This window comes from Bacillus sp. F2HM (genome assembly GCF_019266135.1).
GTDB classification, from domain to species: Bacteria; Bacillota; Bacilli; order Bacillales; family Bacillaceae; genus Bacillus; species Bacillus safensis.
Genome location: NZ_LRMO01000001.1, coordinates 151,252 through 169,845 on the forward strand (window position 1 = coordinate 151,252; position 18,594 = coordinate 169,845).

General features: G+C 41.6%; 23 protein-coding genes and 1 pseudogene. 2 read left to right on the forward strand and 22 right to left on the reverse strand.

Going from position 1 to position 18,594, the window contains the following annotated elements:
- Nucleotides 1-3: 3 nt before the first annotated feature.
- Together AWT60_RS00730 and AWT60_RS00735 are read right to left on the reverse strand one after the other, a co-directional pair.
- Nucleotides 4-522 (reverse strand): YwhD family protein, encoded by a 519-nt coding sequence (locus AWT60_RS00730; RefSeq protein ID WP_024423769.1) that lies wholly within the window; start codon nucleotides 520-522, stop codon nucleotides 4-6.
- Between the two features lie 12 nt (nucleotides 523-534).
- On the reverse strand, nucleotides 535-1,191 hold the full coding sequence (locus AWT60_RS00735; RefSeq protein WP_024423770.1) for a site-2 protease family protein: 657 nt from the start codon (nucleotides 1,189-1,191) through the stop codon (nucleotides 535-537).
- 113 nt (nucleotides 1,192-1,304) lie between these two features.
- On the opposite strand from AWT60_RS00735, the gene AWT60_RS00740 reads away from it, so the two are divergent.
- The gene (locus AWT60_RS00740; RefSeq protein ID WP_003214939.1) at nucleotides 1,305-1,490 is read left to right on the forward strand and encodes a 2-hydroxymuconate tautomerase; all 186 of its coding nucleotides are present in this window, start codon (nucleotides 1,305-1,307) and stop codon (nucleotides 1,488-1,490) included.
- Nucleotides 1,491-1,540: 50 nt separating this feature from the next.
- Here the strand turns inward: AWT60_RS00740 and AWT60_RS00745 are convergent, their stop codons facing one another.
- The 4 genes from AWT60_RS00745 to AWT60_RS00760 all read right to left on the reverse strand — a co-directional run bounded on the left by AWT60_RS00745 (nucleotide 1,541) and on the right by AWT60_RS00760 (nucleotide 4,802).
- Nucleotides 1,541-2,353, reverse strand: coding sequence for a zinc-dependent metalloprotease (locus AWT60_RS00745; RefSeq protein WP_025093861.1), 813 nt, complete (start codon nucleotides 2,351-2,353; stop codon nucleotides 1,541-1,543).
- A gap of 224 nt (nucleotides 2,354-2,577) precedes the next feature.
- Nucleotides 2,578-3,078, reverse strand: coding sequence for a YwgA family protein (locus AWT60_RS00750; RefSeq protein WP_087976037.1), 501 nt, complete (start codon nucleotides 3,076-3,078; stop codon nucleotides 2,578-2,580).
- Between the two features lie 30 nt (nucleotides 3,079-3,108).
- Complete coding sequence (locus tag AWT60_RS00755) at nucleotides 3,109-4,410, reverse strand: HD domain-containing protein (protein ID WP_007497716.1); 1,302 nt, start codon at nucleotides 4,408-4,410, stop codon at nucleotides 3,109-3,111.
- 170 nt (nucleotides 4,411-4,580) lie between these two features.
- Nucleotides 4,581-4,802 carry a YuzB family protein gene (locus tag AWT60_RS00760; protein WP_003215259.1) on the reverse strand — a complete coding sequence of 74 codons (222 nt, stop codon included), beginning with the start codon at nucleotides 4,800-4,802 and terminating at the stop codon, nucleotides 4,581-4,583.
- 242 nt (nucleotides 4,803-5,044) lie between these two features.
- Between AWT60_RS00760 and AWT60_RS00765 the strand changes: the two genes are divergently transcribed.
- Entirely contained in the window at nucleotides 5,045-5,854 is an 810-nt protein-coding gene (locus AWT60_RS00765; protein WP_024423774.1) for an RsfA family transcriptional regulator, read from the forward strand.
- A gap of 33 nt (nucleotides 5,855-5,887) precedes the next feature.
- On the opposite strand, the gene AWT60_RS00770 is transcribed toward AWT60_RS00765, so the two are convergent.
- The 16 genes and pseudogenes from AWT60_RS00770 to AWT60_RS00845 form a co-directional block, all read right to left on the reverse strand.
- On the reverse strand, nucleotides 5,888-6,121 hold the full coding sequence (locus AWT60_RS00770; protein ID WP_024426379.1) for a DUF5970 family protein: 234 nt from the start codon (nucleotides 6,119-6,121) through the stop codon (nucleotides 5,888-5,890).
- The gene (locus tag AWT60_RS00775) at nucleotides 6,118-8,394 is read right to left on the reverse strand and encodes a glycosyltransferase (protein WP_218676730.1); all 2,277 of its coding nucleotides are present in this window, start codon (nucleotides 8,392-8,394) and stop codon (nucleotides 6,118-6,120) included. Before AWT60_RS00775 ends, AWT60_RS00770 begins: the two co-directional genes overlap by 4 nt.
- A 118-nt stretch (nucleotides 8,395-8,512) precedes the next feature.
- Nucleotides 8,513-8,999, reverse strand: a pseudogene (locus tag AWT60_RS00780) (tetratricopeptide repeat protein).
- A 40-nt stretch (nucleotides 9,000-9,039) separates the two neighbouring features.
- On the reverse strand, nucleotides 9,040-9,885 hold the full coding sequence (lipL, locus tag AWT60_RS00785; RefSeq protein ID WP_218676731.1) for an octanoyl-[GcvH]:protein N-octanoyltransferase: 846 nt from the start codon (nucleotides 9,883-9,885) through the stop codon (nucleotides 9,040-9,042).
- A 242-nt stretch (nucleotides 9,886-10,127) separates the two neighbouring features.
- On the reverse strand, nucleotides 10,128-10,523 hold the full coding sequence (locus AWT60_RS00790) for an SMI1/KNR4 family protein (protein WP_218676732.1): 396 nt from the start codon (nucleotides 10,521-10,523) through the stop codon (nucleotides 10,128-10,130).
- Between the two features lie 20 nt (nucleotides 10,524-10,543).
- Complete coding sequence (locus AWT60_RS00795; RefSeq protein ID WP_041108217.1) at nucleotides 10,544-10,813, reverse strand: hypothetical protein; 270 nt, start codon at nucleotides 10,811-10,813, stop codon at nucleotides 10,544-10,546.
- Nucleotides 10,814-10,882: 69 nt separating this feature from the next.
- Nucleotides 10,883-11,155, reverse strand: coding sequence for a hypothetical protein (locus tag AWT60_RS00800; RefSeq protein WP_041108219.1), 273 nt, complete (start codon nucleotides 11,153-11,155; stop codon nucleotides 10,883-10,885).
- Nucleotides 11,156-11,375: 220 nt separating this feature from the next.
- Complete coding sequence (locus AWT60_RS00805) at nucleotides 11,376-11,708, reverse strand: hypothetical protein (RefSeq protein ID WP_041108221.1); 333 nt, start codon at nucleotides 11,706-11,708, stop codon at nucleotides 11,376-11,378.
- A 22-nt stretch (nucleotides 11,709-11,730) separates the two neighbouring features.
- Nucleotides 11,731-13,425, reverse strand: a complete 1,695-nt coding sequence (locus AWT60_RS00810) for a T7SS effector LXG polymorphic toxin (RefSeq protein WP_218676733.1) — start codon at nucleotides 13,423-13,425, stop codon at nucleotides 11,731-11,733.
- 11 nt (nucleotides 13,426-13,436) lie between these two features.
- Nucleotides 13,437-13,715, reverse strand: a complete 279-nt coding sequence (locus AWT60_RS00815) for a YwqI/YxiC family protein (RefSeq protein WP_056765510.1) — start codon at nucleotides 13,713-13,715, stop codon at nucleotides 13,437-13,439.
- Between the two features lie 4 nt (nucleotides 13,716-13,719).
- Entirely contained in the window at nucleotides 13,720-14,115 is a 396-nt protein-coding gene (locus tag AWT60_RS00820; protein ID WP_056765509.1) for a YwqH-like family protein, read from the reverse strand.
- A 175-nt stretch (nucleotides 14,116-14,290) separates the two neighbouring features.
- Nucleotides 14,291-14,557 (reverse strand): hypothetical protein, encoded by a 267-nt coding sequence (locus AWT60_RS00825; RefSeq protein ID WP_034281262.1) that lies wholly within the window; start codon nucleotides 14,555-14,557, stop codon nucleotides 14,291-14,293.
- A gap of 13 nt (nucleotides 14,558-14,570) precedes the next feature.
- Nucleotides 14,571-15,905 carry a TRAP transporter large permease subunit gene (locus tag AWT60_RS00830; protein ID WP_087976029.1) on the reverse strand — a complete coding sequence of 445 codons (1,335 nt, stop codon included), beginning with the start codon at nucleotides 15,903-15,905 and terminating at the stop codon, nucleotides 14,571-14,573.
- 42 nt (nucleotides 15,906-15,947) lie between these two features.
- Nucleotides 15,948-16,826: a prephenate dehydrogenase/arogenate dehydrogenase family protein gene (locus tag AWT60_RS00835; RefSeq protein WP_056765507.1), complete on the reverse strand. Its 879-nt coding sequence runs from the start codon at nucleotides 16,824-16,826 to the stop codon at nucleotides 15,948-15,950.
- A gap of 11 nt (nucleotides 16,827-16,837) precedes the next feature.
- A complete protein-coding gene (locus AWT60_RS00840) occupies nucleotides 16,838-17,509 on the reverse strand; it encodes an RraA family protein (protein ID WP_218676734.1) in 672 nt (223 codons plus the stop codon).
- Nucleotides 17,510-17,661: 152 nt separating this feature from the next.
- Entirely contained in the window at nucleotides 17,662-18,513 is an 852-nt protein-coding gene (locus AWT60_RS00845; protein WP_218676735.1) for a MurR/RpiR family transcriptional regulator, read from the reverse strand.
- Nucleotides 18,514-18,594: the final 81 nt, after the last annotated feature.

Below are 18,594 nucleotides of genomic sequence, written 5' to 3' on the forward strand. Positions count from 1 at the left end.
CAATTATTCAGGGACAGCCAATCCTTCTTTTAATTCATCTGTTGATGCGTCCCATAGCGCTTGATTATGACCTTTTAAGAAATCAGCCAGCACCTTTTTGGATACGTCATCCATATGACTCACGACAATTTTTCGCTTCATCGATTTATCCATTAAATTCACATGCTCTGGAAGTGACTTATACCCGCGGCGGATCGAACGGTCAACGGTCATTTCACAAGCCGTCACACCTGCATAATAAGGCCCTTCTTCTCTGCGGTCAATCGTCACCCATACGAGCCAATACGGTTTTCCGTTCGGCACTTCTTCTTTTGTTTTCAAAAATTTAATTCCTTTTTCGACGGCACTTCTTGCATGCATGGCACCAATATCAATGACAGCTTCCTTTTCCTCTACATCAATGATGACTGGCGAGATATTATCAAGGCTGAGGGCACCTGCCCCAAAGCCTCCATGTCCGTCGGTTGCATCTGTTTTTTTAATGATGTTAAAACCAATTGGTTTCTTCTTTTTACCTTCCATTTATTAAACCTCCTAAAGCAGCGGCTTCAAAATAAGATTAAACCAGTGTATGATTTGATCCCGCATTCCGATCAATGGACCAAACACAAACTGTCCCAGCGGTGTGATCACGAATATGAGAAAAATAATGATCCCATATTGTTCAAACTGCGTCATTTTCGCCCGGATACGGGGGCTGACGACGTCCTCAATAATCCGATACCCATCCAGCGGCGGAAGTGGTAATAAGTTAAATAGGAACAAGATGACGTTTAAGTTAATAAAGATTAAAAAGAAATTATCGACTCCCGGCTCAAAGCGCATGATCCACTCCCCGCCAAATTTCTGAAGAAGCACATACACAAAAAAGCCCAAAAACGCCAGCACCAAGTTACTTAATGGCCCAGCAATGGAGACACAAATCCCTGCTAAGCGCGGTTTTTTAAAATGGTAACGATTCACCGGTACAGGTCTCGCCCAGCCAAACCCGGCCACAAAGATCAAAATCGTCCCGAATACATCGAGATGCTTCAGTGGATTGAGCGTCAGTCTCCCTTGATTCTTAGCCGTCGGGTCTCCGAAACGGTACGCAACATATGCATGCGCCAGCTCGTGCATCGTAAATGCAACAACAAGCGTAATGGCGACATATGGAATAAGTTCTAATGGATAAACAAGAAATTGGTTCAAAGGCATGAATCCCTCTTTCTTTCTATACAATGATTTACTTCATTCAGTATACTATAAGAAGTCCCTTAAACTAAAGGGAAGCGTAGCATTAAAGGAAAAAGGAGGTTTTCGCCATGCCGATTGTCACCGTTCAAATGCTTGAAGGAAGAACAGACGAGCAGAAAAGAGCTCTTGTGGAGAAAGTCACTGATGCCGTTGTAGAAACAACAGGCGCAGGTGCAGAAAAAGTCTCTGTCATTATTGAAGAAATGAAAAAGGAACACTATGCCGTAGCAGGAAAGCGAATGAGCGATCTGTAAGCATATAAAAAGGACAAGCACATAGAGTGTTTGTCCTTTTGTCTGCATTCTTATCTGTACCAAGCTTTATTACGGTTCACTTGATTTTTATGAGCCGCATCAAAGAAGTCAACTGTGTAAGAATAATCATAATTCATTAGGCAGACAATGCCGCTTCCTTGAGGGTCGTGCGGTAAGCCAAAGTTATGACCGTATTCATGCGTAGCCGCTTTTGCAGTGTTCGCTGTTCCTTGATCAAGGTTAACGGCGAATGCACTTCCGCTTGGTGCACTATTGTAGACATAAGCGATTCCGCCAGCATCAAAGTTTGGATTTGCTGTAAATCCAGTGACAAAGTCATATCCTCTGCCATCAAAGCTGCGCGCAAGGTTAGACAAAATTTGCTCTGCATTTGATCCCGAAGACGTCCATGATCCTACTGCTTGTACGACAAAGTCCACATCATGATCACGGTTAAATGTGACATCTGCTTGCTCGATGATGCTGACAATCCGTGTTTGCCAGTCACTATATTTCGCGCGATACTGCGCATCAGCGACCGCATAAACAGTGACCTTCTGACTGCCTGTACTTGCTTTTGTTGAAATAGAATCTCCTGTATTGGCCTTAAAGGTTCTTGAGCCTACCTGCTTACCAGACTCATCTAATACCTTTGTTGTCACATCTCGTTCAATTGGAGGTGCTGTCTTCAAATCTTTAAAATCTTTTGCTTTTGGCAACCCCTCACTAATATGGGTTTCGAACGGCGCATGACCATGATCATGCCCATGACCTGCACTCGCTACTGGTGCTGAAGCTGAACTTACCCCCGGTAACAAACTACCTACCAATAAAAATGACAAAAAGACTGAACGCTTTTTCATTCCTATCCCTCCTTTGTTTTTCACAAGGTTATATATTCACTGAAAATTCACCATTTTCCTTCTATTCAGTCAAAAACAGGGAATTAGATGCACAGGAAGAAAGTCGAATTACGTCATTTTCACTAATTTTTCGGATATTTTGACACACATTTCATCGAAAAATAGCGCTTTTGGTCTGTGTCTTACAAAACAAAAAAAGCCCTAAAAGTCGGGCTTTTGTTCAACTAGTTCAATTCCTTCAACTGATCAATATAAGCAAGGGCCGCCCCAAATTCTTCGTCCGTATAGCGCTGCTTGCTTTTAATGGTAAAGACCTTTTCCTTTACCTCATCTTCTGGCAGGTTATCAAAATATAAAATCGTTGAGACAAGCTCTAGGAAACGGGACGATTGCTCGTTCATCTGCTGCGTCAGCGCTTTGAGATCAGGCATGTCCACTTCACACTGATCGAGAAACTCTTTCCCATTGTCCGTCAGCGAATAGCGATATTGATAGTATCCGCCCTTTTTTTCCTTCATTTCGTCCAAGAATCCAAGGTTGCACAGCTCTTCAATTCTGAGCGTCAACTCCTCTGAATAGGGGCCATAAAAATGAAAATCGTATTTCTCGTAAAAAGGCAAATCTAGCTTTTTTGCTATGTAAATCATTTTTTGCAGCTTCTTCCGTCCAACGATTTCCCCTGATTCAGAGAATACCTTCATCAACTTTGCATGCTCTTTCAACAAATTCCCGACATCTCCTTTTTCAGTACTTCCTTATCCCAAACCAAGCAGCTTCATGATCGCCTTTTTTTCTTCAGCTTTTTCCGACATATCTACAATTAAGTCCATCGGGAAATAAAGTTTATGATCGGTTCTTCGTTTACCGGAAATGGCGTCAACAATATCTGACTGTCTCGACAGTTCTTTAATATGACCGCTTTGCGTCAAAAGGTGGATTGGCAGCCTCTCTTCTTCCTCCCCTGGTCTGTAGAAGTCATAGGGCAAGTCAGAGGAAGAATCGACCACTAAATAATAGTCAGGATCAATTCCTGCCTCCTTGAACAAGGCGGTCAGCTTGAAATATTTCGTCATTTCTTCATTTGGATTAAACTCTGTATATTGGAACAATCGGCGGTTCATAAAACGGCGGCACAAATCAGCCAGCACGTGATCTTCTTCATCTTCCCACGCCTGAAAATAAAATAAGACAATGGATTCATCCAGCTTAATATAGTCCTCTGTGGTGACATTCCCCTCAAAGATTGAATAAAAGTGAACGGGGGCATGTGTAAAAATATAACCCGTTTCATGCAGCTCTTTTGCCCGATGAAGGATTTTCGTTAAAATGACTTCCGCACTGCGTGTCACTGGGTGGAAATAGACTTGCCAGTACATTTGATAGCGGCTCATAATATAATCTTCAACCGCATGCATCCCGCTCTGCTTCATCACAATCTGATCTTCTCTCGGGCGCATCACACGTAAAATACGTTCCATATCAAAGTGGCCGTAGCTGACGCCTGTATAGTAAGCATCACGCTGCAAATAGTCCATTCGGTCGGCATCAATTTGACTTGAGATCAAACTGACCACCTGTTTGTTTTGATACGTTTTGGCAATGACTTCAGCCACATGCTTCGGGAAATCATCACTCACCCGGCGGAGCACTTCATTGACTTCCGTCTGCCCTAAAATAATATCTCTTGTAAACGATTCATGGTCTAAGTGGAAGACCTTTTCAAAGGAATGAGAAAATGGACCATGTCCGAGGTCATGAAGCAAGGCTGCACTAAGTACAAGCTCGCGCTCCCCTTCATCCCATTCAGGCCGCCCTTTAAACACATCATCCACAATTCGTCTCACAATCTCGTATACACCGAGTGAATGATTGAATCGGCTGTGTTCTGCACCATGAAACGTCAAATAAGTAGTTCCTAGCTGTTTAATTCGTCTCAGGCGCTGAAACTCTCTTGTTCCTATTAAGTCCCATATTAATGCATCCCTTACGTGAACATAACGGTGCACAGGATCTTTAAATACCTTTTCCTCAGATAATTTCCCTTTTGGATACGCCATCGTTTCGTCCCTCTTTTTTTAAGACGTGTTTCTATTATATCGGGTAACTTTTCCCGAAAACATCCTTGAATTTGCTGATGAATGTGTTCTCAAAGATTGCACGGACGTAAAAAGCCCGACCTGACAGGGACGGACCTCTTTTTAGGTCGACTGAACACATTCAGTGACATTTATTTGACTTTTTTTTGAACCTTTTCAAGTAATTCATCTTCTGTTGGTGCGGATAATGGGCGATTGTTCACAAACGCAAAAGCCTTTTTTCGTCCTGGACCACAATAGGATTGACAGCCGATCTCAATTTTTGCATCAGGGTCAACCGATTTGAGTCGAGGCAATAACGTCTTTAGGTTCGTCGCATCACAATCGTCACATACGCGAAACTCATTAGCCATGGTCTTACGCTTCCTTTCAATGATGATACTTCATTCTATATGAAACAGTTGGACAGCCAATCATGAATAATATACCACCCAACATTGTACATCGAAGCGGCTGGACTTGCAAGACGCTTTGCCGCACCAATCCCGAGCTTACATAAAAGCTAGTATTTTCCACTATCCTTTTAGCAAACTTGTATAAACCTTCTTGAACTTGGCTAATCTAATACCATCAAATCATATGGGGGTTTAAACACATGTCAAAACAAAGACAAGATGCTTGGTCAGAGGAAAATGATCTCCTCCTGGCAGAAACCGTCTTACGTCACGTCAGAGAGGGCAGCACGCAGCTAAATGCGTTTGAAGAAGTTGGAGACAAGCTGAACCGCACCTCAGCGGCATGCGGATTTAGATGGAACGCTGTCGTCAGACATCAATATGAAAAAGCGTTGGCACTTGCCAAAAAACAGCGAAAACAACGGATGCGTGCACTTGGTAATGGCCAGCCAGCGAAAAAACGATTACTTTATCAGCCGCAAGTAGAAGAAACGGTGACTCAAGAGGAATTCTCACAGGAACTGGAGCCAGCAAAGGAAGAAACATTTGCACCAGCAGCTGAAACTGCTGAACAGCTTCAGTTTGTGGATCAAAGCTACAATGAAGAGTTAGCTAGTTTATCACATTTATTGTCACAGGCTGCTCCTGCCCCAAATACCGCAGAGAAAAAGCCGGAAGCAAATCCATTTAGGCAGCATCAAGAATTAACCATCGACGATATCATTGATTTCTTACGCCGTTATGAAGGCGATGGTCAGCAATCCACTGCCTTACGTATGGAAAACAGCCGCTTAAAACGTGAAAACAATGAGCTTTCTCATAAAGTCTCGCAGCTAGAAGCTGAAGTGAAAAAGCTTGAAAAGGACCAGCTCACGATTCAAGAAGATTATGAAACACTCGTCAAAATCATGAACCGTGCAAGAAAACTAGTTTTGTTTGAAGAGGACGATAGTGCCGCACCAACCTTTAAAATGGACCGGAACGGCAACCTCGAAAAAATGGCAGAATAACAAAAAGTGCTCCCCGCCTCGGGAAGCACTTTTTTAAATGCCCAAAAATAGCATCACACTAAAAAGGACATTGATCAAAAACACAAACATAAAAATATATCTGACCTGCCTTACCTGAAAATCACCAAACATAAAAATATAAAGACCTGCGATGCCAAGTGTCAGGACAGGTTGAAGAAATGGCACTAAAAGCGAAATGCCGTAGCCGGCTCCCATGATGACAGGAAGCCATAGTAAATAGAGGTAACCGCCGTTTTTGGATTTCAAGAAACCACTCCCTCTCTTTCTTCTATCTGCTTGATTTCAGGCTGAACAAACTTGAGTCCGGCCATTGTGCGGCCGCGTTTTTGTGATGTCCAGACCGCAATCGCCGGCTGATCTGTGAGAGATTCTGTGTCAATGGTGATCAGCACTTTCTCATGTAATTCAATTGAAGCTTCAGACTCGATTTTGCACCCAGATACACTAATATCATGTATGTTCACCGGCACCTTCTCTTCTAACCGGCCCTCATAGGACAGCGTACCTGCCACACCTTGCAAAGGCCTTCTCATCCATTTGCGCTGCAAGGCCTTTGGTACCTTCTTCGTTTCTCTTACAAAGCGGAGAAATGTCCGAACAGCATAGGATTTTTTCTCGCGATCCGTTATCGATACATGTTCTCGTGTGAATAAGAAGCGGATCAGTGATAGATACTCTGATTTTTCTGTATCAGTAAAAGCAACACCAACCATCAGCTTGTCTCCATCTGGATGGCTCCAAACCACATCACACGCCACACTTTGATCCTCTGAAAAGAACAATTGCATTTGTCCTTGATTTAAAGAAGAAGCTTGATCCAATGGAATGGATAGACGCGCACCTGAATCACTCATATCTAGTAGAAAACAAGCAATCGGCTCATCTTGATGATCAGAACGGAGCTGCCCCTCTTTTTCAATGACAAACCGCTCTGATTTTCGATAACGCGGACGATCAAACGCCACAATGAGTGCCATGAATAGACCTGCACCGTTATAAAGCACCCAAAAAATATTAATAAACGTGAGGTCAGCATTCATCGTCCCATTTACCTTCACATCGTATCCTATTTTCACAAGGACAAGCAATGAGAGCAGCAAGAAGACCAAATGAGGAATCATCGTTTTCAAATGAAAATGTCTCTTGTCCGTTTGAATTCCTTTCGGTGTGACAAGGAATTCAACCCTCTTCTTCAAAAACAGCTCACTTAAAGCTACACCAGCCAAGTGGAATGCCATAGAACTTTCGTAAATATGACTCCAGAACATACTTCTTTTTTGATTCGACACCAATTTAAACGCTAAATACGAACTAAAGAACGCCGGCAGCCAAAACATGAAAATGGACTGGAAATCGGCCCAGAAACTTTGAATACCAAACAATAAAAACAAAATCGGTGTAAGAATGTAAATCATTTTAAACAAACCGTTAAACCAATACACAATGCCATCTAAATAAAGAACTCGCTGCATAAGTGTTAAGCCGCGAACCTTCAATGGATTAAACTTACGGGCGCACTGAATGTTCCCTCTCGACCACCGGTCTCTCTGCTTTAACAAATCAAGCCAGCTTTCAGGTGCCAGACCGACGGCTAATACTTCTCCGACAGACACAGATTTGAACTTCCCTTGGAGAAGCATTCCGGTCGCCATGTCTTCTGTAATCACTCCAGTAGCAAATCCGCCAATTTCCTCTAAGGCCGTTCTTCTAAATACAGTATTACTCCCGACATACATCACCGCATTGAATCGATCCTTACCAGCTTGGAGGGTTTGCATAAAGAAGTCCTGTTCATTTGGAATTCGATCCTTCGAGAACATATTATATTGGAAAGGGTCTTCGTTATAAAACGCCTGTGGAACTTGAACAAACGCAGTCGCTCCATCATGAAAGTAAGGCACTGTCTTTTCTAAAAAGGCAGGAAGGGGGACCATATCAGCATCAAGTGTGAGAATTAGCTCCCCATTCGTTTGAGACATCGCATGGTTTAAATTCCCCGCCTTAGCAAACTTGTTATCTGTTCTTGTCAGATAATGAACGCCAAACTCAGATGCAAGCTGCTCCACAGACTCCCTCTTGCCATCATCACATAAATAAATGTGGACGCTGCCTTTTGGATAAGACAGATTCAAACAGCCTGCCACCGTGCGTTTCAGCACTTCAATTGGTTCATTATATGTAGCTATGAAAATATCAACTGTTGGCAGCCTGTCCAGATCACTGATCGTGACTTGTTTTCGATTTGAAGGCTTCCAAACAAGTGTATAAAACACAAGCAGCTGTAAAAATCCAATACATTCACAGGCAACAAGCAAGATGCCCATTATTATATTAAATGTACCTTCATGCGGCAGTGTAAAGAAGAGACGCCAGCAAATATAGGCGGCATTTGTTAACACACAGAGCACAATGATGATTTTTTTAACAGTAGAGGCCATCGGCTGAATACGATACATCACATACAACACAGACAAAACACAAAGCATAAACAGCGGGTAATACGTGGTGAATAATGACAACAAATTTACCTTCTTTCTTACGCCATAAATGACTATCACATATAAAATTTCATAACAAAGGAGGGGATTTTTGCATAACACTGCCCCTCCAAATCTATTCAAGTAGCCAAATCAACTATTATTTCCATAACCTATCTAACTGATTTGAATAAAAATCAATCGCCTTTCGATAACTTAAAATAGCAGGATCTTTTGTCGTTTCAGTAAAACAGTTCAGTAATATTTCCATCGCTTTGCTATGTTCCTTTAAATTATACAAAGTCATGGCATAGAACGTTTGAATGGCTTTGTTGTCCGGATAAGTTTCCATCCCTTTTAGGAATATCTGTTTTGACTTTTCGTATTCTCCTAAAGTTCTGTATGTACTTCCTAACCCTAGTAAAGCGTCTTCTAGTTCTTCTGAAGACAATCCTAACTCAATGGCCCTTTCATAAAAAAAAGACAGCTTGCCTTTCCTCTCCTAACAAGTCATAACTCCAGGCACATTGATAATGAATAGAGGCATCGTCTGGATACTCCTCTGCAAGATGAGACAGCATTTCATTTGATTCTTGAAGATGTCCACTTTTTCGAAGTTCAATGGCTTTTTCAAGCTTTGTTTCCATCACTTCACCTCTACTCTTTTCAAGATAAAAAGACTGATATTCACGAAAACACCTTTTCATTCCGCTCAATCATCCGCGTCATGTTTTTCTCAAATTCCAGCTGTTCTTCTGCATTCAGGCCCGAAGCTGTCAGCTGATCACTGAGCTTTTGAAGCTCCTCTAGTAATAAACGCATGAGAAGCGTACAATCAATCGGTTCACCGATTAATTCTGATAAAGATGCCATCGTATCCGGCTGTATATCAGGAAATACTGCCTTCACTTCTTGCCGTTTATCCTTTAAGGCGGCGTCATAAAAACGGCGGATCAAGTCGGCACGTTCACGCCCGCTTCCATCTGCACACAAATAAATTTGCACAGCGACCCCACCGCGTAATCTACGCTGAGAAATGCCTGCAAATTTCTTTCCATTGATACTTAAATCGTAGCTGCCTGGACAATAAGAGCCGACTATTTCATAGGCTTCAATGTCCACATCATACATCGACAGCATCCGGCGGATCAATTCCACCATCGCATCATACCCGCGGTCAATATCAATGCCCTTCTTTTGTTCCGCAAAAATTAAGGACACATTCAGTACACCTTCATCCAGCACCACAGCAAGACCGCCTGAGTTTCGCACAATCACACGATATCCCTCTTCCTCAAGCAGCTTTACGCCATCTTGGAGAAATGGAAGTCTTGTATCCTGAATCCCAAGCACAATCGTATTGTGATGCACCCAAGAACGGGCTGTCGCTGGTGATAGGCCCTTCCCCACCGACGCGCAAAGCGTATCATCCATCGCAAAGGATCGCTTCGGGTCCACATAGAGACCAAGACTCGACTGATCGATGATTCGCCATTTTGGCTGTGTCAGTAACTCAATAGGTTCATTTTTCATCTCCTGCATATCCTCTCGTTCATAAACTGTGTTTATTATAACATGGGATGAATGGGGGGAGAATGCAAAAAAGCTCCATAACATTTGGCGTCACAGAGCGTTTCAGTTGGATGATTTGGTTTTCTTGTTCTTGCTTTTCATGATGAAATATACAGAGAAAACTAAAAACGATGGGTATCACAACTACGAGACAAGCAGTGATCCATGTATTCCAAGGCAATGTGATCATCTCCTTTATTGGATCAAGCTTCTATATTACAGCCCTCACTCACCCATTTCAGAAAATTGTCGGTTAGGAGCTCTGCATGCTGAGGGTCCATTACACCAGCATCCACGATCCATACCTTTTTCTCCTCTTCAGCCAGCCGCATGAGAAATACTTGTCCGCCGCCATCGTCGCCAATTGCTACATAACCGCTTGCATATTGCTGAACCTCCCATGTTGCATTGCGTTCCGCCATGTCCTCCGTACCGTATAGAAGCACCTCACCGCCAATGGAACATCCATTTGTCTGTTTCAGCAAAGCCTTATAAGCACAAGGCAGCAGCATGTTTAGCTGTGATTCTGCCTCTGTGATATGTATGTCACTGGCTGGTTTGTTCACGTGCAAATGTGGGATTTGGGGTAAATTGATCATTTTTAAGAGCCTCCTCTATGTTAAGCCGCTGATTTTTTCATCACCCTTTTATACAAACGAAGGAGCATTTTTAAAAGAAAATAGAAAATGACCACGTCAAGTATAAAACCCCACACTAGAAATTCAAAAGTATGATGTCCGTGCAGAACTAGCCAATCAATAGGGAAACCGCGATAATCAGCATCTGAGTAAGAAACTCCTCTCAGCAAAGCTGTTCCTATAACAATCAGAACACTGATACTTAATAGCCAGTTGGATGTTTTTTTGTTTTTGTATTGTTTATGTTCCATAGGCATTCCTTTCTCTGTTTTGCTGCCCGATACAAGACTTGATTCCAGTACTACAGACAACCGTCCTATCTATGACAGCATTTCTTTAAGCAAACTCTCTGCTTTATGTAATTCATCTAGAAAGGGGTTTAGATAGTCATTATAACTATCCAAATAAGCTCTCACCCCGCCAATGATCAAAATCTTTTGGAGATCTTCATTGTTCTGAATGATCCTTTGTGCATTTTTATATCTTTTGTATATTAATTGGAGAACACCTTGATTGATTTCTTGTGGATATTCTTTTTCTAGGATGTTGATGACTGTTTGGATTTGTTTCGTTAGTTTTTGTTTTTTGTTCATTGAACGCTCCTATTTTCAAGGTTTTATTTAAATCATTCAATGGTACTTTACTGTTAATAATATTTATTGAGCTTTGATGATACACATGCGCTATCATATTTCAGCCCAAACTGCCCCAGTTATGAACCTACAGAAACCGGTTTTGCCAACGATCAACTTGAAGCATATTTCGCTAACTCATAAATATAAAAAGGCCCTCTTACCGAGGGCTTGTCAATTGTTACTCATCTGCCAATTCCCATACTATTTGACCATCTACCAAAATCTTATTTGGTGGATCATCATAAAGAGATATCTCAACTAAAGAGCTTTTCTCTTGAATTAACCAATCGTATACACTGCCACTGCTTTCATTAGGATGAGATAGAATATCATTTACTTGGAAAGCAGCAGCAATATATTCTGTAAAATTAATATCATCTTCATCTAACATATTACTTGTTTCAAAAACTGTATCTAGTTTTCCTAAGATTTTCAATCCACTATTCCATTCCAAAATCATATTTTTTTTTTCATACTTTATTAATGTTCCAATCAAAGAATCATAACCCATTTTTTACCTCCGATTTATCATTTTAAGGCCTCGCTGGTACGATGTGAGCACCATCTTTTCCATAATGTATCATTCCCTTAGTAGTCTCTTCATACTTTCCAGTATCAATATTATAGTATTTTCCTATCGCTTGGCCAAAGTCTATCCTTTCTTTATTCTTACCCAATTCTTTTCCTGTCCCTGCATATTTATCCAGCAATTCTTGTGCCTTTTTATTATCTCCGTAAAAAATGCTTTTCTTTTTTCCATTTGCTACTTCTTGCTTATAATTTGGTGTTTCTGGAATATGTTTTTCTTGAGCTCCTGATTTTATTTTTGCAGGGAAACCATTTACTTCACGGTACGGTCCTTTTGGTACGGATTGTTTACCATAAGTAGGTGTTTTAACCCTCTTCACATTCTTCCCTTGATCCAACCTAAAAACATATTTCCCAACCTTCACTATTTTCGTTATTGGGATGATAGAGGCTGCGGATAGAGCTTGGTCTGTGCTGCTGATGTTTTGGCTGGTTTCTGGGTCTTTGCCAGTAACGGCTCGGTAGCCGTCGTAGATGCCGCTGTATTCTAGGATGATGTTTTCGGTGGTTGAGACGACTTCACCGTCTATTATGCGTTTAGCGTTGCCACGGCTGCGGCTTTCTGGAATTTTGTCGACTTCTTCTATTCTTATTTCGCCGTTTGCGATATACGTTCGGATGATTTGTTTATTGGCGTAAACGGTGTATCGTCCGCCAATAAAATCAATATCCGACGGATCAGTGACGACTTCATCTGCGATGTCGAATTCTTTTAACTTTTTAATGCCTTTTACGTTGAATAGTTTACCATTTATGACCCTGATGTCTCTATGAATCTTGTTTTTCCCGTTCACTGCTTCCCTTTGCAATGTCGTAAGCGATGGATCGTTTGCTGTGACTTGTTTACTGATGTTTTTATGGGTGTCATTTCGAACAACCGTCTCCACATTCGCCTGTTGTTTCTCTCTAAGTTTCTTCAGCATAATCATCAATGGGTTGTCTTTTGGGTTGTCTATTTTATCTTTTAATCCACTGATGGTGCTGCTTATTTTCTCTTCTTTTCCATCTTTGAAAATAGATCCCTTTTGATAGCTCGTGATGTCGATTTTTGGGCCGGTGAACATGGTACTTAAGGTGTCGATGTATTGCTTCATTGTTTGAAGGGAGCTTTTGGTTTCATGTAAAGCACTTGTCTGCTCCCGGTCAAATGCATGAAGCAGACCAATGGTTCTTGATGTCTCGAGCCATGCCTTTTGATAGTTTTGCTGAAACACTGATTCGTCTACATTTGGCAAATGAACAATATGACCAACTCTGCCGATGGCATGGTTTACCTCTGATACGATTTCAGAAATCGTTCGTTCAGCTTTTTTTAAGCCTTGATCAAGATCATGTTCGATAAATGCTTGTGATATAAATCCGTGCTCATTTGATTCTAATGCGTGAAGAGCCTGCTTTGTGTTTTTTAATGCAGCGCTATATTCCTCAATGACGACCTGAAAGAATTGCAGGAAGGGAATATGGCATTCTGTATAAAAGGCGCGGATGGCTTGTCCCGCCTCTCCCTTTAGTGCGCCATCGAGTGAGATGATGTGATTGATTTGTTTTTCTAGGGAGCTGATTTGCTGCGACTGCTGCTTTAACGCATTCAGCGTTTGATCTATTCCATTTATTAGCGCAAAGGCGTCAAGGGTTTTCATTGCGTTCTCCTTTATTTTCTTTTACTGCTGGAAGCAAGCGCCTTGTCCGTTTCAATCATGGTGTTCACCGCTTGTTCTGTTTGTACAAGCTGTTTCTGAAGAATGCCTATATAGGATGTACTTAATTCGTTCAGCTGCTGATTGATCTTTTCTATTGTGTCTACCGTCAGGAGCTGATTTCTTCCTTTGACGGTTGTTGGAAGGGCTGCATTCATTTGAGCGCCTGATTGTTTTGCATGCTGTAATACTCGTTTGACCTGACTGGCATCTATTTTAATTTCTCTGCTCATGTGACTACCCTCTTTTTTCCAGTTGTTGCTGCTTTTCTTTCTCTATTTTTCTTTCAACCGAATGAATTTCATGTTCTAACGAATGGATCTCCGATGTGAAATCATTGATTTTCTCATCGATTCGATTTAATAGATTGGTCAGCTGTACACCTTTTATTTCCTGACTGGCGGAAGCCATTCCATCTCGAATGTCATCAAACGTGTCTGCCAAATGGCCAAACCATGTATGTGATGTCAGATCTGGATGAGTGATTTTTTTGCTGGCATCTGACAGGGCCCATTTTGCCTCTTTGATTTCTTTTCGGCACATATTAAGTTCGATGATTTGTTCTTTTTTAATAGATATATCTGCCTTTAACGAATACAAGGCTGCTTTATAACCGATGATTGCTCCAGATATGGTTAAACACCTCTATTCCTTAAATAGTCCTCCGTTATGTTACCATTTACTAGCACAAGAGGCATATGATTGAAAGTGAATTTACCAAAAAATGAATCGTACGTATTGGGTTTTAATACCTATTTCTCGCGCACAAAAAAGCTGGATTCATTTACTGAATCCAGCTTCTTATTGCTTATTTGAGCGAATCACCTGCTGTTGCTGATGGATGATCGCTAAATGAGGTGTCTTTCTTTTCAGGAATATAATGGAGAGAGAAACCGACAAGACTGAAAAAGGCACTTAACACCAATGTTGGGTTTTTGAATAGGTTCGTACTTGCAATGATCATATCTCCCTTTTGCAAAAGAATCCCTAGTATTTGACCGAATACCAACAGGGCTCCTGACGTTAAGAACAGGACAAGCAGCACTTTAAATAAAAATTCCATCAATGCTCTCATGTGTTTCTCCTTTCTATACTGGAAGTATTCCCATTCCGATGAGCCAGCCAATTCCTACGATCGGCAGCATATAGTAGAGAATCAGTGGTATAAATGTTTTCTCCGGTCTGGCCCCTGCAAGACCAGAAGCAATGAAAATCGATCCTGATGCCGGCGGGGAAGCACCTTCTGTCGATGAAAAAGCAAGAATGGCGACAACAGCCACAACTGGGTCCACTCCGACTGAGACTAGAGCTGAAAATGAGACAAGTCCAACAGCTGTTAACGTGGCTGTAGAAGATAATGGCCCAGCCACCAGCGTGACAAGAATTCCCACAATGAGCACCATAAGCCACTTCGGAATGGTAAGTACTGATGTGATTTGCGTCAAATCTTCTGCCAATCCTAATTCAGCAAGCACCTGACTAGCAGCAACAGCAAACAGCATCAAGGCACCGATCGTTGTAAACTTAGGAATGGCCGACTTGAAAAACTGAGACCAATCTAGTGCAGACGCCTTTTTCCTTCCAATTGTTAAACTAATTAACATCATGAGAATCGGAATCCACGTAATTAAAGAAATTTGATCCATTGCCTCTGGGCCAATGTTCGGATTACTTTTTAAGTAGTTTGCCAGCGGACCTATTGTGATAATGATAGGAATCAAGGCACCGAAAAAAATAAAGATCGACTTCCACCCTTGTTTCACAGCTTCCCTAAAAGGAAGAATATCATCTGGCGGCATGGCTTGAATTTTATTCTTTTTCACCAGAATATACACAAGAATAAATCGGTATACGACTTGATACAGTCCTCCTATTAACAGGGCAATATATAAATCTCCCTCAGATACAAGGGCTGCAATTGGTGCAAACCCCAGCATGATAAACATGGAAGAGTTCGGAGGCAGTGCTGCCCCAAGTCCGCCATTCCCTGCTAAAATCGTGGCTGTATGGGTTCGGCTCCAGCCTGATTTAATCATCCAAGAAGCTGTGATAGAGCCAGTGGCCGCTGTGTTTGCAGAATTTGAACCTGAAAGAGCACCTAAGACTGCTGAACCTAACGTACTCATATAAGCCGCCCCACCAGGAAGTTTTCCTACAACCGAATTTAAGATTCGCAAGAGTGCATGAATTAATTCCAGCTTTTCGATTAAATAGGCCATGAATACAAATGCAACAGCTGCATAGAGCACCTCATATGTGGATGCAAATTTTAATCCATCCCAGAAAAGTCTTAATGCATCCAATCCGCCAAATAATGTGGTTGCAATAAAGCCTAATAGCATGGCTTCTCCCATATTCCGTTTCACGAAGACATTCCATATAATGATGACAGCTATGAATACAATCAACGCAATAAAACCCATATCGTTTTTCGCCTCCCCTTCGTTAAATAAAACGCTTACAATTTATTGCCCCTGCTGCATCACGTCAATGACTTCTTCCCAGCTCGCCGGCTTTTTCCCATTAAACCGTTCAACGAATTGAAAGTCTGCTAATCTCTCAAGCTTTTGTTGTGCTGCCCGAGACATACTGGCATCAACCTCTGCTTCATCTAGCATTTCAATAGAGCCAAGAAGCTCGATCGCTCGCCTTTTTGCATGAAGTGCACTCCCTGTCACAAGACGGTTCATAGTCTCTTCAAAACTTTTGCTATCCATTGTATCGCTTAGTGAAGAAATCACTTGTTGTTCCACATTATATTTTTTGGAAATTTCCAAAAATTCAATCATGAGACCAACGATCCCCTTCATATAAACGCTTCTGATCAGCTTCAAGGCCGAAGCATCTCCTGGCTGGTCACTGATTTTTGTGATATTCATGCCATAAGCATTCATTACTTTCATGAATTGGTCAGTTCCACTGCCGCTTGCCGTGATCGGAACCTTGTGTTTGTTGACTGGAAGAGGCCCTAGCATGGCAGCATCTACGAATAGAGCTTTTTGCTTTTCAATTTCGTTTGCCACTTGTTTTTTGATGTCTGGGGTTGATGCCGATACATCTACATATACTTGATTCTCTTTCAAACTTCCCGATACGGATTGGACCACTTCTAAGGTTTTATTTGCCGGCACAGCAGCAATCACAATATCAGATTTCTCAATGACTTCGCTGATACTGCTTGTCAATTCCACTCCTGTACGGGCTGCTTTTTCTTTTATCGCTCCAGCCAATTTCTCATTTTGTAAAAGTACATCATACGCATAAAATTGGTCTAATCCTTCTGATTTCAATCCCGTTGACAACTCGTATGCAGCTTCTCCATATCCAATAAAGCCTATCATCATCACAAATTCCCCTATCCCTGATATTTTTTCATTCTGCCTTCCAGCCATGGCGGTGCTAAAAGACCGATGTCTTGCTTTCCTTCGTTCATATACTGTTGAATCGTTTTTAATCTTTGATTTTCATACGCTTGTTTCTCTTCCGCTAGTGTCAGCAGGTGTTCCGCCTTTTCCTTTGGAACGATGACGACTCCATCATCGTCTGCAATGACTAAATCACCTGGTGCTACTTTGACACCGCCGCACGAGATGGTTTGATTCAATTCCCCAGGACCATCTTTAAAAGGTCCATTTGGCATAAACCCTTTACTGTAGATCGGAAACGCTAGTTCCTCTAAAGCGAGTTTGTCGCGAACAAGCCCGTCAATCACGATTCCTTCTATTCCTACAGCCTTTGCAGCACCTGCCATCAATTCCCCTAAATATGCATGACCCTTATGGTCTTTTCCATCAACAATCAGTACATCTCCTTCTTTTGCAGAGTAGATCGCTTGATGAAGAAATAAATTATCCCCTGGCCGTAAGCTAACGGTAAAAGCTGTACCTGCTACATTCATGCCTCTTGCAACTGGTTTGATTTGATGATCCATCGCACCGGTGCATCCCATCACGTCTGACAGCAAAGTTGAGTTAAGCTTTCTTGCCCGATCTATTAGATCATTTGACACGAATTGAACAGTACTCATTGTTTCCTTCATCCCCTTTTAGTTATATTCATTACATTTAATATTATATAAAGTAATATATATTACTTTTGTGATAAGATCATACCATCTCATTTTTATTTAGTAAAGCGCTTTCATAAAATTTTAAAATAAAAAAATGAGTCACCACACGACTAATGTGTTGTGTGATAACTCATTTTCGTTAACATATGATTGATTTGATCTAAACGAGGTTTTGTCCTTTCAGGGTCATTAATGGCTAAGGCACTTAAAATGTAATCTACGATAAAGATAGCAGATACGACAGAGTTATGAGAGCCCGCACTTGCTGAGGAACATGGTAATACATATTGTGCATACTTGGTTAGTGGAGAGCTGTAGCTGTCTGTAATTAAAAGCACTTCCACCCCATATGACTTCGCTGCCTCCAGCAAATCCTTCATACGCTTTGCATAGCGGGGATAGCTGACCGCTATAATGAAATCATCAGATTGAAAATGAACGAGGTCATCCACCCAGTCACTTTTGTCTGCATCAATATATTGACAGTTCCCCAACAGCCGATTGATTCCGAGTGACAGATACTCACCGACAGGTCTTCCGCTTCGAACACTTGTACACAGAACCTGACGGGAGCTGGCTATTTTTTCAACAATATGCTGAAAAGTTTCTTCCGTGATATTGTCTAAAGCGTACTGGATATTTTGAAATTGCAGCTCGACATGATTATGCAGGAGCTTACTTTTATTTGAATGCTTGAGGTTCGCTTCAAGTCTCGTTTGAGGGGCAGCTTTATGCTTCATATTTGATTGAAGCTCTTTTTGAAGCTCGGAGAAACCGGAATACCCTACAGCAGCAGAGAATCTCATGATGGTCGCTGTACTCGTCCCTACTTTTGACGCCAATTTATCTACAGTTAAAAACGCAACCTCCATTGGATTTTGCACGATATAATCTGCAATTCTCCTTTGTGCCTCGGTTAATCCCGAGACCTTATGCTGAAGCTTATGTATTAAATCGTCCATTATAGCACCTGCCCATTCTATCGGCTTTATCTACGATCAGATTTTTTCTTTTCTCCCTATATTGTACACATTTGTCATCAA